Origin of the sequence: Sinanaerobacter sp. ZZT-01 (assembly GCF_035621135.1) — a bacterium.
Lineage (GTDB): Bacteria > Bacillota > Clostridia > Peptostreptococcales > Anaerovoracaceae > IOR16.
Genome location: NZ_CP141728.1, coordinates 3,240,718 through 3,255,002, shown reverse-complemented (window position 1 = coordinate 3,255,002; position 14,285 = coordinate 3,240,718). Strand labels below are relative to the sequence as shown.

Annotated in this window: 13 protein-coding genes; 10 read left to right on the top strand and 3 right to left on the bottom strand. The window is 37.7% G+C overall.

Going from position 1 to position 14,285, the window contains the following annotated elements; genetic code table 11:
* The first annotated feature begins 69 nt into the window (after window positions 1–69).
* The 10 genes from secG (at window position 70) to rnr (ending at window position 10,763) form a co-directional block, all read left to right on the top strand.
* Window positions 70–300 carry a preprotein translocase subunit SecG gene (gene secG, locus U5921_RS15715; RefSeq protein WP_324824404.1) on the top strand — a complete coding sequence of 77 codons (231 nt, stop codon included), beginning with the start codon at window positions 70–72 and terminating at the stop codon, window positions 298–300.
* 135 nt (window positions 301–435) lie between these two features.
* Window positions 436–2,463: a sodium-translocating pyrophosphatase gene (locus U5921_RS15710; protein ID WP_324824403.1), complete on the top strand. Its 2,028-nt coding sequence runs from the start codon at window positions 436–438 to the stop codon at window positions 2,461–2,463.
* Between the two features lie 227 nt (window positions 2,464–2,690).
* On the top strand, window positions 2,691–3,854 hold the full coding sequence (locus U5921_RS15705) for an ABC transporter substrate-binding protein (protein ID WP_324824402.1): 1,164 nt from the start codon (window positions 2,691–2,693) through the stop codon (window positions 3,852–3,854).
* A gap of 147 nt (window positions 3,855–4,001) precedes the next feature.
* The gene (locus U5921_RS15700; RefSeq protein ID WP_324824401.1) at window positions 4,002–4,880 is read left to right on the top strand and encodes a branched-chain amino acid ABC transporter permease; all 879 of its coding nucleotides are present in this window, start codon (window positions 4,002–4,004) and stop codon (window positions 4,878–4,880) included.
* Between the two features lie 3 nt (window positions 4,881–4,883).
* Entirely contained in the window at window positions 4,884–5,846 is a 963-nt protein-coding gene (locus tag U5921_RS15695; protein WP_324824400.1) for a branched-chain amino acid ABC transporter permease, read from the top strand.
* A gap of 12 nt (window positions 5,847–5,858) precedes the next feature.
* Complete coding sequence (locus U5921_RS15690; RefSeq protein ID WP_324824399.1) at window positions 5,859–6,650, top strand: ABC transporter ATP-binding protein; 792 nt, start codon at window positions 5,859–5,861, stop codon at window positions 6,648–6,650.
* A complete protein-coding gene (locus U5921_RS15685; RefSeq protein WP_324824398.1) occupies window positions 6,637–7,344 on the top strand; it encodes an ABC transporter ATP-binding protein in 708 nt (235 codons plus the stop codon). Before U5921_RS15690 ends, U5921_RS15685 begins: the two co-directional genes overlap by 14 nt.
* A 1-nt stretch (window position 7,345) precedes the next feature.
* Window positions 7,346–7,993, top strand: coding sequence for a CBS and ACT domain-containing protein (locus tag U5921_RS15680; protein WP_324824397.1), 648 nt, complete (start codon window positions 7,346–7,348; stop codon window positions 7,991–7,993).
* Between the two features lie 219 nt (window positions 7,994–8,212).
* Window positions 8,213–8,488 carry a hypothetical protein gene (locus U5921_RS15675; protein ID WP_324824396.1) on the top strand — a complete coding sequence of 92 codons (276 nt, stop codon included), beginning with the start codon at window positions 8,213–8,215 and terminating at the stop codon, window positions 8,486–8,488.
* 154 nt (window positions 8,489–8,642) lie between these two features.
* Window positions 8,643–10,763, top strand: coding sequence for a ribonuclease R (gene rnr, locus U5921_RS15670; RefSeq protein ID WP_324824395.1), 2,121 nt, complete (start codon window positions 8,643–8,645; stop codon window positions 10,761–10,763).
* A gap of 104 nt (window positions 10,764–10,867) precedes the next feature.
* On the opposite strand, the gene U5921_RS15665 is transcribed toward rnr, so the two are convergent.
* The 3 genes from U5921_RS15665 to trkA all read right to left on the bottom strand — a co-directional run bounded on the left by U5921_RS15665 (window position 10,868) and on the right by trkA (window position 14,214).
* Window positions 10,868–11,290: a CBS domain-containing protein gene (locus tag U5921_RS15665; protein WP_324824394.1), complete on the bottom strand. Its 423-nt coding sequence runs from the start codon at window positions 11,288–11,290 to the stop codon at window positions 10,868–10,870.
* Between the two features lie 80 nt (window positions 11,291–11,370).
* Window positions 11,371–12,834, bottom strand: coding sequence for a TrkH family potassium uptake protein (locus U5921_RS15660; RefSeq protein WP_324824393.1), 1,464 nt, complete (start codon window positions 12,832–12,834; stop codon window positions 11,371–11,373).
* Between the two features lie 15 nt (window positions 12,835–12,849).
* A complete protein-coding gene (gene trkA, locus U5921_RS15655) occupies window positions 12,850–14,214 on the bottom strand; it encodes a Trk system potassium transporter TrkA (RefSeq protein ID WP_324824392.1) in 1,365 nt (454 codons plus the stop codon).
* Window positions 14,215–14,285 lie beyond the last annotated feature (71 nt).

Here is a 14,285-nt window from a genome sequence, read left to right as displayed (position 1 = left end):
AATTTGTGTTGATTTTTGCTGAGCAATATGATACACTCAAATAGTTAATCTAACAGAGGAGGTGCGAAGGTGGATTTATTCTTAAAAATAATACTTTTAATTGTCAGTGTTGTATTGACTGGGAGCATTTTACTGCAATCCGGTAACAGCGCAGGCCTTTCCGGATCCATCGGTGGTGGTGCGGAACAGCTTTTCGGAAAAAAGAAGAGCCAAGGCTATGAGGCGATTCTAAGTAAGATAAGCACCGCTGCTGCAATAGTCTTTATCCTATGCTCGCTTGTTTTGGTTGCATTTGAATAAGACAGGACGGAAAAACAAAATAATTTTGCTGACAAAATTAAGAGGTGTATATGCGCCTCTTAATCTTTTGGTAAGCGCACATTTTTACGTACAAGTAGTACAAGGAACAAACAGTTAAAGGAGGACAAAGTTAAAATGGAAGCATTAGCATTTGCCGCCCCTGCGGTCGGCATAATTGCATTGGTCGTTGCCTATGGCTTATCTGCATGGATTAGCAGTGTGGAAGAAGGCACCGATCGTATGAAGGAAATCGCTGGATACATTCGTGAGGGTGCGATGGCATTTCTGAGTAGAGAGTACAAGACGATGGTCATTGTAATCGCGGTATTATTTTTAGTATTAGGATTTGGTCTTCAAAATTGGGTGACAGCCTTACTTTATTTAGTAGGTGCCTTATTTTCTGTACTTGCAGGTTACTGTGGTATGAGAGTTGCTACTAAAGGAAATGTAAGAACTGCAAATGCAGCTCGTGAAGGCGGTATGAACAAAGCGTTAAAAGTAGCGTTCCGCAGTGGTGCAGTCATGGGTCTATGTGTAGTAGGTCTTGGACTTTTAGGTATTGGTGGAATTTTCGTTCTTTTAGGAATAGATAGTGCAGAAGTAATTACGGGATTTGGACTAGGTGCATCATCTATGGCATTGTTTGGTCGTGTTGGCGGCGGTATTTATACAAAAGCGGCTGATGTTGGTGCAGACCTTGTAGGTAAAGTAGAAGCTGGTATTCCGGAAGACGATCCAAGAAATCCAGCTGTAATTGCAGATAATGTTGGTGATAATGTTGGTGACGTTGCAGGTATGGGCTCCGACTTGTTTGAATCTTATGTTGGTTCAATCATTTCAGCTATTACATTAGCTGTCGTTATTCCAAGTATTACACCTGCTTTTGGAAATACGTTTGTGTTAGATCCGTTTTTAGGATCTGTATTTCCGCTTGTACTTTCTGCAGTCGGTATTTTAGCTTCTATCGTTGGTATCATGTTTGTAAAAGGCGATGAGAAATCAAACCCGGCATCTGCATTGAACATGGGAACTTATTTAAGCGCAGTGCTTGTAATTATTGCATCTTTTGTTATGAGCAAAATGTTTTTTGACAATTACAATTGTGCAATTGCCATTGTTTCAGGCTTGATTGTAGGTACTGCAATCGGAAAAATTACTGAGATTTATACATCCGCAGATTATAATTCTGTTAAAAAGATTGCAGATCAGTCCCAGACCGGTGCAGCAACAACAATCATTAGTGGACTTGGTGTTGGAATGCTTTCCACCGTATGGCCGATTATTATCATAGCTGTTGGTATTTTAGTTGCGAACGCTACTGCAGGACTTTATGGTATTGCTCTTGCTGCTGTTGGAATGCTTTCCACAGCTGGTATGACAGTTGCTGTAGATGCATATGGTCCGGTATCTGATAATGCTGGCGGCATCGCTGAAATGTCCGAACTTCCTCATGAAGTTAGAGAAATTACAGATACATTAGATTCTGTTGGTAATACTACTGCTGCAATTGGTAAGGGATTCGCAATTGGTTCTGCTGCATTGACTGCATTGGCATTATTTGCTTCCTATTCCCAGCTTGTTAAGCTAGATAAAATCGACTTGCTTGATCCGTTCGTAATTGCTGGTTTATTCATTGGAGCGATGCTTCCATTCTTATTCTCTGCTTTAACTATGAATTCTGTAGGTAAAGCTGCAAATCAAATGATTGAAGAAGTAAGAAGACAGTTCAGAGAGAATAAGGGTATTATGGAAGGAACAACAAAGCCGGATTATGCTCGTTGTGTTGATATTTCCACCAGTGCTGCATTAAAAGAAATGGTAGCGCCTGGTCTGTTGGCAGTTATTGCACCTTTAGCAGTAGGACTTATTATGGGACCTGCAGCTTTGGGCGGTATGCTTGCCGGCGCTTTAGCCGCTGGTGTTCTTCTTGCTATTATGATGGCAAATGCAGGCGGTGCTTGGGACAATGCTAAGAAATATGTAGAAGCTGGAAATTATGGCGGAAAAGGAAGCGAAACACATAAAGCTGCTGTCGTTGGTGACACGGTAGGTGATCCGTTTAAAGATACTTCTGGTCCATCCATTAACATTTTGATTAAGTTGATGACAATTGTGGCTGTAGTGTTTGCTCCATTATTTCTTGCTGTAGGCGGAATTTTATAATAACAATATAAAAAAACTAAAAACACTTTGATGAGTTTATACTCAGCAAAGTGTTTTTTTTTATATAAAAAAAATTTTAATATATGTGTATTTGCTCCTTAAAATAAATTGTTGATATATAACAAAAAAATAATAAAAAATATGTTGACAATACCACAAAAAAAGGATATTATAACAATAATTTAAAAATTAAAAATTCTTATTTTAAAAAAGGTGGTGTGTTTCTAATGAAAAAATTTATGGGAGCTGGGCTGGTGTTTCTATTGATGATCAGTATGGCACTGACCGGCTGCGGCGGTAATGATGATAAGGAGAGTACGGATGCCATTAAGGTGGGACTTAATTATGAATTGTCTGGTGATGTTGCTACGTATGGACAGAGCTCTGTAGATGGCATTAAAATGGCAGTTGAAGAAATTAATGCTGCTGGAGGCGTTTTAGGCAAGCAGATTGAATTAGTAGAAGTCGATAACAAATCAGATGCATCTGAGGTTGTATCAGTAGCAACAAAGCTGATGTCTCAAGAGAATGTTGTTGCTGTAATCGGGCCTGCAACTTCCGGAAATTATAAAGCACAGGAGCCAATTGCGACACAGTATGGCATTCCGATTCTTTCCGGATCTGCGACTGCAGATGATGTAACCGTTGGCAAGGATGGAGTAAAGGATTATGTTTTCCGTTTATGCTTCAGTGATTCTTTCCAAGGAACTGCGATGGCAACTTATGCAAAAGATAATTTGGAAGCGACAAAGGCAGTTATTATAAAAGACAGTTCCAGTGATTATGCAGCTGGATTGGCCGATAATTTCCGTGCAACCTTTGAAAAAAATGGTGGAAAAATTGTAACGGAAGAAGCCTATGCTCAAAAAGAAAAGGACTTTAACGCAATCTTAACGAAAATTAAAAAAGAATCGTATGATGTCATTTTCTTACCAGGATATTACCAGGAAGCTGGACTGATTATTAAACAGGCACGTGATTTGGGAATTACAGCACCAATACTTGGCGCAGACGGATTTGATTCTCCTAAATTGAAAGATTTAGCAGGAACAGCAGCATTAAATGATGTTTATTATTCCAACCACTATTCTTCTTTGGATAAAGACCCTGCTGTAGCAGCATTTATAGGAGCGTTTAATAAAAAATACAATAAGGAACCGGATGCCTTTAATGCGCTCGGCTATGACTGCGGTAAATTTATTGCGGATGCAATCACAAGAGCAGGAGAAGCAAATCCGGAAAAAATTAAAGAAGCACTTGCTTCCACTGAAAACTTTTCAGGTGTAACCGGTTCTTTCAGCATAGATGAGAACCATAATCCAGTGAAATCAATTGTTGTCATTAAGCTGACTGATGGAGAACAATCTTCTTCTGAAAAGGTTGGGCTATAATATTAAAAACGAATATAACAGGATGATTAAAAAGATTAATCATTAAGACATCTGGCACAATCTAGTTAAAGAATTGAGTTAGGGTAGAAGTTCCACCCTAACTCAATTCTTATTAAAATATTTGCAGTAGAAATGGGGGTGGATGCCTTGGAACAATTCATGCAGCAGATTGTAAATGGAATTTCTCTTGGAAGCATTTATGCGCTGATTGCTCTTGGGTATACGATGGTTTATGGAATCATCAAATTAATAAATTTTGCACACGGTGATATCTACATGATTGGAGCTTATATCGGTTATGCTGCGATTACTTTTGCACATTTAGGTTTTTTTCCGGCAATGGTGATTGCTATGGTGGCTTGCGGTCTTTTAGGTGTTATCACAGAAAAAGTTGCATATAAACCATTACGTAATGCATCTCGAATTGCTGTCTTAATCACAGCGATCGGTGTGTCGCTTCTTATGGAATATGTCATGATGTTTTTTGTGTCACCTGATGTGCGTTCTTATCCAGCGGTATTGTCTAGTAAGATCTTTCATATTGGCGAAGTCAGGATCAGTATGCAGCAGATCTATATTGTTGCGACTGCAATTGTACTGATGCTGGTTTTACAGTTTATCGTCCATAAGACTAAAGTAGGGAAAGCGATGCGTGCCGTGTCTATTGATAAAGACGCAGCAGAGCTTATGGGGATTAAAGTGGATCAGACAATTTCCTATACCTTCGCAATTGGTTCAGCAATGGCGGGAGCAGCTGGCGTATTGGTAGGTATTTACTATAATTCGATCGATCCGCTGATGGGTATCATGCCTGGACTGAAAGCATTTGTGGCAGCGGTATTCGGAGGGATCGGAATTATACCGGGAGCGATGATTGGGGGTTTGTCAATCGGAGTCATTGAGACAATGGTATCAGGTTATGGAAGCTCTCTTTTTAAAGATGCTGTTGTTTTTGCAATTTTAATTGTCGTTCTAATCTTAAAGCCAACAGGGATTCTTGGCAAAAATACAAGAGAGAAGGTGTGAGCTATGAAAAATTTATTTTCAAAGAATGCCCTCATAACATTAATTTGCCTAGGTGCTTCCTTCGGTATCATTCAGCTTTTGATCAGTTTGAATATCATAAATGCTTATTATCAGGTAACGCTTGCACTTATTTGTATCAATATTATTATGGCGGTCGGTTTAAATTTGGTAACCGGATTCACAGGCCAATTTTCTTTGGGGCATGCAGGTTTTATGTCCATAGGTGCTTACACCTGTGCGATTATTACCGTGTCGATGCCGACAACTGCCGGATTTTTAATTGGTACATTTGCAGGAGCTGTCATGGCAGCGATTTTTGGAATTTTAATCGGTATTCCAACCTTACGGCTTCGTGGAGATTATTTAGCCATTGCAACGCTTGGTATGGCAGAAATTATTCGCATCATATTTTTGAATTTGAAAATTACAGGTGGAGCGGCAGGGTTAAACGGCATTCCTAAATTTACTAATTGGCCGTGGTTGTGGTTGTTTACTGCTGGCTCCATTCTGTTGATTAATAATTTTATTCATTCTTCACATGGGCGCGCCTGCATCTCCATCCGTGAGGATGAGATCGCGGCAGAGTCGATGGGAATTAACACTACAAAATATAAAGTTATGGCTTTTGCGATCGGTGCATTTTTTGCAGGGATTGGCGGCGCACTTTATGCGTCAACCTTCTTTATTTTAAAACCAAATATGTTTGGTTTCTTAAAATCCATTGATTTTTTAGTCATCGTTGTGCTTGGTGGGATGGGAAGTATCACAGGTTCAATTATTGCGGCGGTTTTACTAGCAATACTAACTACTTATTTACAGGCCTTTACAGCATTGCGGATGATTATTTATGCGGCATTGCTCGTTATTGTAATGATTTTCCGCCCACAGGGACTGATGGCTTCCAAAGAATTGGATTTTACAAAATTGTTTCGAACGAAGTCTAAAGATGAAAAGAAAGTAGAATAGGAGGTGTCAAATATGCCATTGCTTTCAGTAGAAAAACTGACAAAGTCTTTCGGTGGTTTGACTGCCGTTTCTAATGTAAATATGGAAATTCAAGAAGGAGAACTGGTTGGGTTAATCGGTCCAAACGGAGCTGGAAAAACAACATTATTTAATCTTTTAACCGGTGTTTATGAACCGAGTAAGGGAACGATTGCATTAAATACGAAAGAGAATCCTCGCAGGATAGATGGATGTAAACCATATCATATTACCAAAGAAGGAATTGCTCGTACCTTTCAAAATATACGTCTTTTTAAAGATTTAACTGTATTGGATAATGTGCGGATTGCAATGCATCAGAACATACGCTACCAAATGCCTGGAGCTTTTTTTCATACGGCAGGGTACCATAAAGAGGAAAAAAGATTGGTTGATGAGTCAGAAGAATTACTGAAAATATTTAATCTGACACACAAAAAAATGGAGTTGGCTAAAAATCTGCCATATGGTGAGCAGCGTCACTTAGAAATTGCAAGAGCATTAGCGACGAAACCCTCTTTGCTTCTTTTAGACGAGCCGGCCGCTGGAATGAACCCAAACGAGACTGCGGAACTGACGGCAACCATTGCATGGTTGAGGGAAAAGTTCGATTTAAGCATTTTATTAATTGAACACGATATGTCTTTAGTTATGAAAGTCTGCGAGAGAATTTATGTTTTAGATTACGGGATGATGATTGCAAATGGAACGCCAGAGGAAATCCGTTCAAATAAAAGAGTGATTGAGGCTTATCTAGGGGAGGATATGAGCAATGCTAGAGATTAAAGATTTAAATGTACATTATGGTGTAATCCATGCGTTAAAAAACATCTCTTTAGCCGTAAATGACGGGGAAATTGTTACGCTTATAGGCGCCAATGGTGCGGGAAAGACCACCACCCTCCGCACGATTTCGGGTCTGAAAAAGATCACGAGTGGCGAAATTATACTTGATGGGAAGCAGATTGGTTCTCTTTCTGCTCCCCAAAGAGTATTATTGGGATTGTCACAGGTACCAGAAGGAAGAAGAATTTTTCCGGAAATGAGCGTTTTAGAAAACTTGGAAATGGGCGCATTTTTAAGAAAAGATAAAGAGGAAATCCGCAAGGATATGCAGAACGTTTATGAACGTTTTCCAATTTTGGGAGATCGAAAAAAGCAGATGGCAGGTACACTTTCTGGAGGAGAACAGCAGATGCTGGCAATGGGAAGAGCGTTGATGTCACGTCCTAAAATTTTACTTTTAGATGAACCATCTATGGGGCTTGCACCACTTTTGGTACGGGAGATTTTTGAGATTATTAAAGACATTAATAAAAGTGGGACGACAGTTCTTTTAGTCGAGCAAAATGCAAGTATGGCTTTGTCAATTGCGCATCGAGGCTATGTTATTGAGACGGGATCAATTGTGCTGACAGGAAGCGGCGAGGAATTGATGAAGAGCAATGAAGTGCAGAAAGCTTATTTAGGAGGGGAATAAGATGTATGTAAAAAATCGGATGACAAAAGATCCATATACAATTCAGGCAGATGCTCCGATTACGGAAGTAGTGGAACTGATGCGGATAAAAAATTTAAAAAGAATTCCGGTACTGGACGGAGAACGTGTTGTAGGTATCTTAACGGATGGAGATATTCAAAAAGTATCGCCTACAAAGGCAACCGCACTGAGTGTTTTTGAAATTAATTATTTATTGGCAAAAACAACGGTAAGAGATGCAATGACAAAAAAAGTTGTGACGATATCACCAGAGGATATTTTAGAAGAGGCAGCAGTTCTGATGCGTGCAAATCGAGTCAGTTCGCTTCCCGTCATTGATGGCACACGGCTTGTGGGAATTATTACGGAAAGCGATATCTTTGATGCTTTTATTGATTTACTGGGTGGCAGAGATATTGGAACACGCCTTGTGATTGAAACCGATGATAAACCGGGGATTCTTTCGGATGTTGCCAACATAGTAAGCGAATATGGTGCAAATATTAATCACATTGCTGCATATCGACGTGAAGAAGAAAAACGAAGTGATGTTGTGATTCGAATGGACACTTTGGATTCAGAAGCGATTATTCAATCATTAGAAAAAAAAGGATATGAAATTCTTAGCATAACCAAAAACCGAAGTTAAGGTTGAAAAGTTAGAATATAAAAAAATAAAAAGTGCAGGATAAGAAATATACCTTGTGCTTTTTTTATTTTAAAAATTAAATATTTTTTATTTATATTTTAAATAAATTTTATTCCCTTTTTTTCCTTTTATAATCTTTACAAAATTGCCATTAAATAAATGTCTAAAATTTTTAAATATAGCTCATAATAAGGTTGAGAAAAGAGAGGAGATGAAATCGTGAAAAAGACAAGAATATTTTTAGCAATTTTACTGATTCTAGCTTTATTCACTTTTATGGGTTGCACAAACAAAGACGTTGATTTAAATCCAGATGGCACGGATAATGGTGTTGTTGATGAAGATTTGAATAACGATGGTGTTGTTGATAATGGTGTAGACAACAATACTACCAACAACGATTTGGATAATGACGGCATTCCTAATAACAGTGATGTAAATGACGGAACAATTACCGACAATTCAAAGACTCAAGAAGATGCGAAAACCGAATAAAGCTTAAGAAAACTAACAGAACAGGCTGCTTCAAAATTTTTGAGCAGCCCTTTTCATTATAATAATATAAATTTTACATAAATTTCATGTGAAATTGGACTTGGTATGTTATGATATTAAAAAGAGATAAATAGCTAATTATGGGAGAGGTAATATGGAAAGAGATTACAAAAGTGAAATATTAGATAAATTAGCTGAGAAAAATTATGAACCGATGTTGGACAAAGAATTAGTTGCTTATTTTGAACTGAAAGGAAAAGAAATTGGCAGCTTTATTTCTCAATTGGATCAGCTTTTTGAAGAAGGAAGAGTTTTTAAAACCAAAAAAAATAAATTTATTCTGCCAAAGAATTTAGACATTGTCGTAGGGACTCTTACGAAACATCGGAAAGGGTTTGGATTTGTAATTCCTATAGAGGAAACAGAGGATGACATTTTCATTAGTCCAAAAGATTTGAATTATGCAATGCATGGAGATTTAGTAGCCGTTAAATTAACTGGACAAAGAGAAAAAGATGCGAAAAGAGAAGGGGTAGTCAGTCGAATTCTAAAAAGAAATACGATTGAAATCATTGGCACTTTTCAGTTGCAGAAAAAATATGGATTTGTTGTGTCAGACGATCCGAAAGAAACAGATGATATATTTGTTGCAGAACGAAATATAAATGGTGCAAAAAATGGTGATAAGGTAGTGGTTCAAATCACACAATGGCCGGAAAAGAATTTAAATGCAGAAGGTATTATAACAGAACTTATCAGCCGTCAAGGAGAACAGGGAGGAGATATAAAGGCTCTCATTCGCCAGCATCGACTAAAAACTGAATTTCCTTATGCCGTACAAAAAGAAGCACAAAATATGGAAAATTATGTAAGCGAACAAATGCGGCAGGGAAGAATTGATTTACGTGATAAAAAAATAATTACCATTGATGGTTCCGATTCAAAAGATTTTGATGATGCAGTATCGGTAGAGCAGTTAGAAAACGGAAACTACCTCTTAGGAGTTCACATAGCAGATGTATCTCATTATGTGAAAGAGGGAAGCGCATTGGATCTAGAAGCTTTAAAAAGAGGAAACAGTGTGTATTTATTAGATCAGGTAATTCCGATGCTTCCAACGGAGCTTTCAAATGGTATTTGCAGTTTAAATCCAAGGGTTGACCGCTTGACTTTAAGTATTGATATGGAAATCAATTCAGCAGGTGAGGTTGTTAATCATGAGGTCTATGAAAGTATAATCTGTTCGAAAGAGAGAATGGTTTATACAGATGTTTCTGATATGTTAGAGAAAGACGATCAGAAATTAATCAGTCAATATCAAACGATTTATCAAGATTTATTGTTGATGCAGGAATTGGCTGCAATATTACGCTCTGTACGAGATAAAAGAGGAAGCCTGGATTTTGACTTTGATGAAGCATATATCAAATTAAATGAAAAGGGAATACCGGTTTCGGTGGAAACGGCAGAACGCAGAGTTGGAAATCGAATCATTGAAGAATTTATGCTGCTTGCAAATGAAACCATTGCAGAACATTTTTATTGGATGGAAGTTCCTTTCGTATATCGAATCCATGAAAAGCCTGCTTTAGAGAAAATGGAAGCTTTAAAACAGTTTTTAATGAGTTTTGGTATTCTTTTGAAGGGGAATCCGGAAAACATACATCCTCGATCATTAAATGAAGTGATTAAATCCGTCGAGGGAAAAGCAGAGGAGCATGTAGTGAATACCGTTATGCTGCGCTCGATGAAAAAAGCTTTTTATGGAATAGACTGCGAGGGACATTTTGGTTTAGGGGTGAAGTTTTATTGTCATTTTACTTCACCGATACGTAGATACCCTGATTTAATCATTCACAGAATTATAAAAGAAACACTTTCAGGTAAATTGAACGAGAAACGAATAGGGGCTTTAAAAAAGAAAACAATAGAAGCGGCTGATATTTCATCGAAGACAGAAAGAGACGCACAAGAGCTTGAAAGAGAAGTAGAGAAATTAAAAATGGCAGAATATATGTCTTATCATATTGGGGAGGAATACGAGGGAATAATCAGTGGAGTCGCACAATTCGGATTCTTTGTAGAGATAGAAAATACAATTGAAGGTATGGTAAGAGCCTCTGAGATGAATGATGATTATTATGACTATGAGCCGGAAAAATACCGTATGATTGGAAGACGTACACATAAGATCTATGGACTTGGAGACCGGGTAAGAATTCGGGTTGATTCAGTAAATATTGAGAACCGTGAGATTAATTTTGTTTTATGTTAGATGAAAATCACTTAAATTATAATATGTATATAAGATTCTTAGAAAAAATAGAAAAAACAAGCGTAACGCATAAAGCAATACGCTTGTTTTTCAATTCTGTTTTTTTAATTAATTGTACTGGGTTTTGAAATTGCATTTAATGCATCGCCAGCTTCATCTACATAAATTGGCTTTCTTGCAATATCTGCCATAGCTAGCATTCCAACTAATTTGTTGTTTTCAACGACAGGTAAACGACGCACCTGATTTTGAGCTAATAACATAGATGCTTCATGCGTGTTCATTTCAGGATTTGCAAATACTAGGTTCTTACTCATAATATCCTGCGCCGTTTTTTCTTTTCCAGACTCAGCCATTGCACGTAATACAATGTCTCGATCTGTTATGATTCCAACCGGTTCTCCACGATCTGTACAAACTGGAATTGAACCAATATTTTCCTGCTTCATGTACTTGGCAATTTCTGATAAGGAAGTGCTTGGACGTACACAAGTAACGGATGTTGTCATTAATTCTTTTACCTTCATAAAAAAAACCTCCTTTTTGGTTAGTATGTCTAAAAGGAAGTTCTTTTATTTATTAATTTATGGGATTATATCAATTATTTCTAGCGGTCCGGATTCCAAAAAAGTTTAGAGAACAGCAAGATGATCGTAAATAGTTCCAATCTTCCAATTAGCATGTAAAAAGACAAAAACATTTTTGAAAAATCTGAGAACATACTATAATTTGAAGATGGTCCAACTAGTTCAAAGCCAGGACCGATATTTCCAAGGCATGCAGCAACGGAGCTTATGCTTGTCATCATATCAAAATTTTCTAAAGAAATAACTAGGCTTCCGAATAAGAGCAGGCATACATATAAAACAGCAAAGCTGGTGATCCCCGATACCGTATCGGAAGGAATGGACCTTCCTTGAATTTTGACCGGAACAATTGCACGAGGATGAAGCTTTCGATAGATTCCTCTTCGGATAAGCTTTAATAGGATTAAGACTCGAATAACCTTTACTCCGCCTCCTGTGGAAGAGGAAGAACCACCGACAAACATAAGCAGGAAAAGAACCATCTTACTAAAGGTAGGCCATAAATTAAAGTCTGCGGTACCGTATCCAGTAGTTGTAGTAATGGACGCTGCCTGAAAAACAGAATACCGTAAAGACTCTCCTATAGTATCGTAAGTTTTTGTAAACCATAGGTTTAATGCAATTAATATGGTTGCAATTCCAATAATAAGCAGATAACCACGCAGTTCATAGTCAGAAAAAAAGTCTTTAATCCTTTTTTGTAATAAAAGGTAATATAAATTAAAGTTTATTCCTGCTAAAACCATGAATATAGTGATGACGATATCTACATAGATGCTGTTAAAATGTGCAATGCTGTCGTTGTAAGAGGACAAACCGCCGGTACCCACCGTACCAAAGGTATGCACAAGAGAATCATAGAGGCTCACTCCGCCTAAACAAAGGAGGATAACTTCTAAAAGTGTCATACCAAAATACATCGAATATAAAATTCGTGCAGTATCTGAAATTTTAGGAGATAATTTATCCAGAGTCGGGCCTGGTGTCTCTGCTCGGATAATTCGTTGTCCTCCGATTCCAAGTGCAGGAAGCAGAGCAATTGCAAAAACGAGAATGCCCATTCCTCCCAGCCAATGTGTAAAGGAACGCCAAAATAAAATGCCTTTTGGGAGCAGTTCAATATTCGTAAGGATGGTAGATCCGGTAGTGGAAAAACCAGAGGCTGTTTCAAAAAAGGCATCCACAAAAGATGGAATTGTATGAGATAGCAAAAATGGAACGGAACCGAAAATCGATGCTAGAATCCAAGAAGATGCTACAATTAAAAACCCATCACGCATATGCAGCGTTGAAGTGGTTGGTCTGATTTTATACACAGCGAAAGAGCCCAGCAAAAGCATAGGAGCGATGCAACGGGCAAATGCAACCGCGGCATCTGTTTCGTTATAGAGTAGTGATACGATTAAAGAGGGAATCATTGCAACAGCTAAAAGAATACCGATAGCAGCATCTACTTTTAATATTAGTTTATAATTCAAGACCATAGTGAGGTACCTTTCTTATTTAAAAAAGCGTGACCGTTTTGAACGAAATAATTTTTCAAGGTTTGGGATATTAGATAGTAAAGATAGTATGATAATACGATCCCCGTTTTTGATCACCGTATCCCCATTTGGAATGATTGCTTCTTCGCCTCGATGGATAGCAGCAATGATAACACCATTCGGTAATTCCAAATTTTTAAGTGGTTGATTTAAAAGGCGCATTTTTTGATCCGCAACCAATTCAATAAATTCTGCTTGTCCTTGAATGAGCTGCGAAAATATAATGTGCGTAGAACCTTGAATATAGCGCAGAATATTGGTAGCGGACATATCCAAAGGATTCAATGCCATACTGATTCCCATTTTTTCAATTAAATCGGCATAGCTTTTTCGACTTACTTTTGCTACTACATCTTCAATATTATGTTGTTTTGCCATTAAAGCGAGCAAGAGATTTTCTTCATCAAATCCGGTAAGCGTAATAAAAGCATCCATTTCATTGATATTTTCTTCTTCCAATAGGTTAGGGTCAGTTGCGTCACCATGAAGCACCATGACGTTATCTAGGTGCTCTGAGAGATACTGACAGCGTGACTTATCAATTTCGATGATTTTAACTGCAACGCCAAAAGCAGATAATTTTTGTGCAAGATAAAATCCCGCTTTTCCGCCGCCGGCGATCATAACACGTTGTAAATCAGTATACTGATCTTTATCATGTACAATGTCATTGAGCTTTTGAATGTGCTCATCAAGTCCTAAAACGTAGAGACGGTCGCCGTCTAAAATAATTGTATCACCCCTCGGAATGATGACTTTTCCATTTCTGGAAATAGCGGTGACTTGCATATCTCCTAATATCTTTGTAACATTGTGAATGGGCTTGTCAATCAATACAGGAAGCTTATCTGTTGAAAATTCAATGACTGCAATCTTTCCACTAGAATAACACCCATTATTCAGTGTATATTTCTCAACAAGGTATTTATATATTTCATTGGAAATGGACATGTCGGGATTTACTATGAAATCTATGTTTAGGGCTTCTTTAATGATCTGAATTTGTTTTACATGTTCCGGATCACGAATACGGGCAATGACCTTTGGGCACCCCAAGTGTTTTGCAAAGGAACAGATAACCATATTTTTCTCATCGTTATCGGTAACAGCAACCAGATAATCATAAGTCCATATATTGATCTCTTCCATAAAAGAAATTTGTTTCGCGTTTGCATTTACAGTTAATAAATCAAGCTGGCTGTTTATTTTTTGCAGTAAATCGCTGTTTTTATCAACTAAGGTTACTTCATTGTCACCGCTTAAGAGCGCTTCTGTAATTGTGATGCCTAATTTACCGGCACCGATAATTGCCACTTTCATTTCGTTACTCCTCGATATATAAATACAGTTTACTATTCCGCATTTACTTATTATATATTTTATTATTGTAT

Coding starts and splice junctions, on each gene's coding strand:
- U5921_RS15710 (WP_324824403.1), top strand. CDS start 436: ATGGAAGCATTAGCATTTGCCGCCCCTGCGGTCGGCATAATTGCATTG.
- U5921_RS15705 (WP_324824402.1), top strand. CDS start 2,691: ATGAAAAAATTTATGGGAGCTGGGCTGGTGTTTCTATTGATGATCAGT.
- U5921_RS15695 (WP_324824400.1), top strand. CDS start 4,884: ATGAAAAATTTATTTTCAAAGAATGCCCTCATAACATTAATTTGCCTA.
- U5921_RS15690 (WP_324824399.1), top strand. CDS start 5,859: ATGCCATTGCTTTCAGTAGAAAAACTGACAAAGTCTTTCGGTGGTTTG.
- U5921_RS15685 (WP_324824398.1), top strand. CDS start 6,637: ATGCTAGAGATTAAAGATTTAAATGTACATTATGGTGTAATCCATGCG.
- U5921_RS15680 (WP_324824397.1), top strand. CDS start 7,346: ATGTATGTAAAAAATCGGATGACAAAAGATCCATATACAATTCAGGCA.
- rnr (WP_324824395.1), top strand. CDS start 8,643: ATGGAAAGAGATTACAAAAGTGAAATATTAGATAAATTAGCTGAGAAA.
- U5921_RS15665 (WP_324824394.1), bottom strand. CDS start 11,290: ATGAAGGTAAAAGAATTAATGACAACATCCGTTACTTGTGTACGTCCA.
- U5921_RS15660 (WP_324824393.1), bottom strand. CDS start 12,834: ATGGTCTTGAATTATAAACTAATATTAAAAGTAGATGCTGCTATCGGT.
- trkA (WP_324824392.1), bottom strand. CDS start 14,214: ATGAAAGTGGCAATTATCGGTGCCGGTAAATTAGGCATCACAATTACA.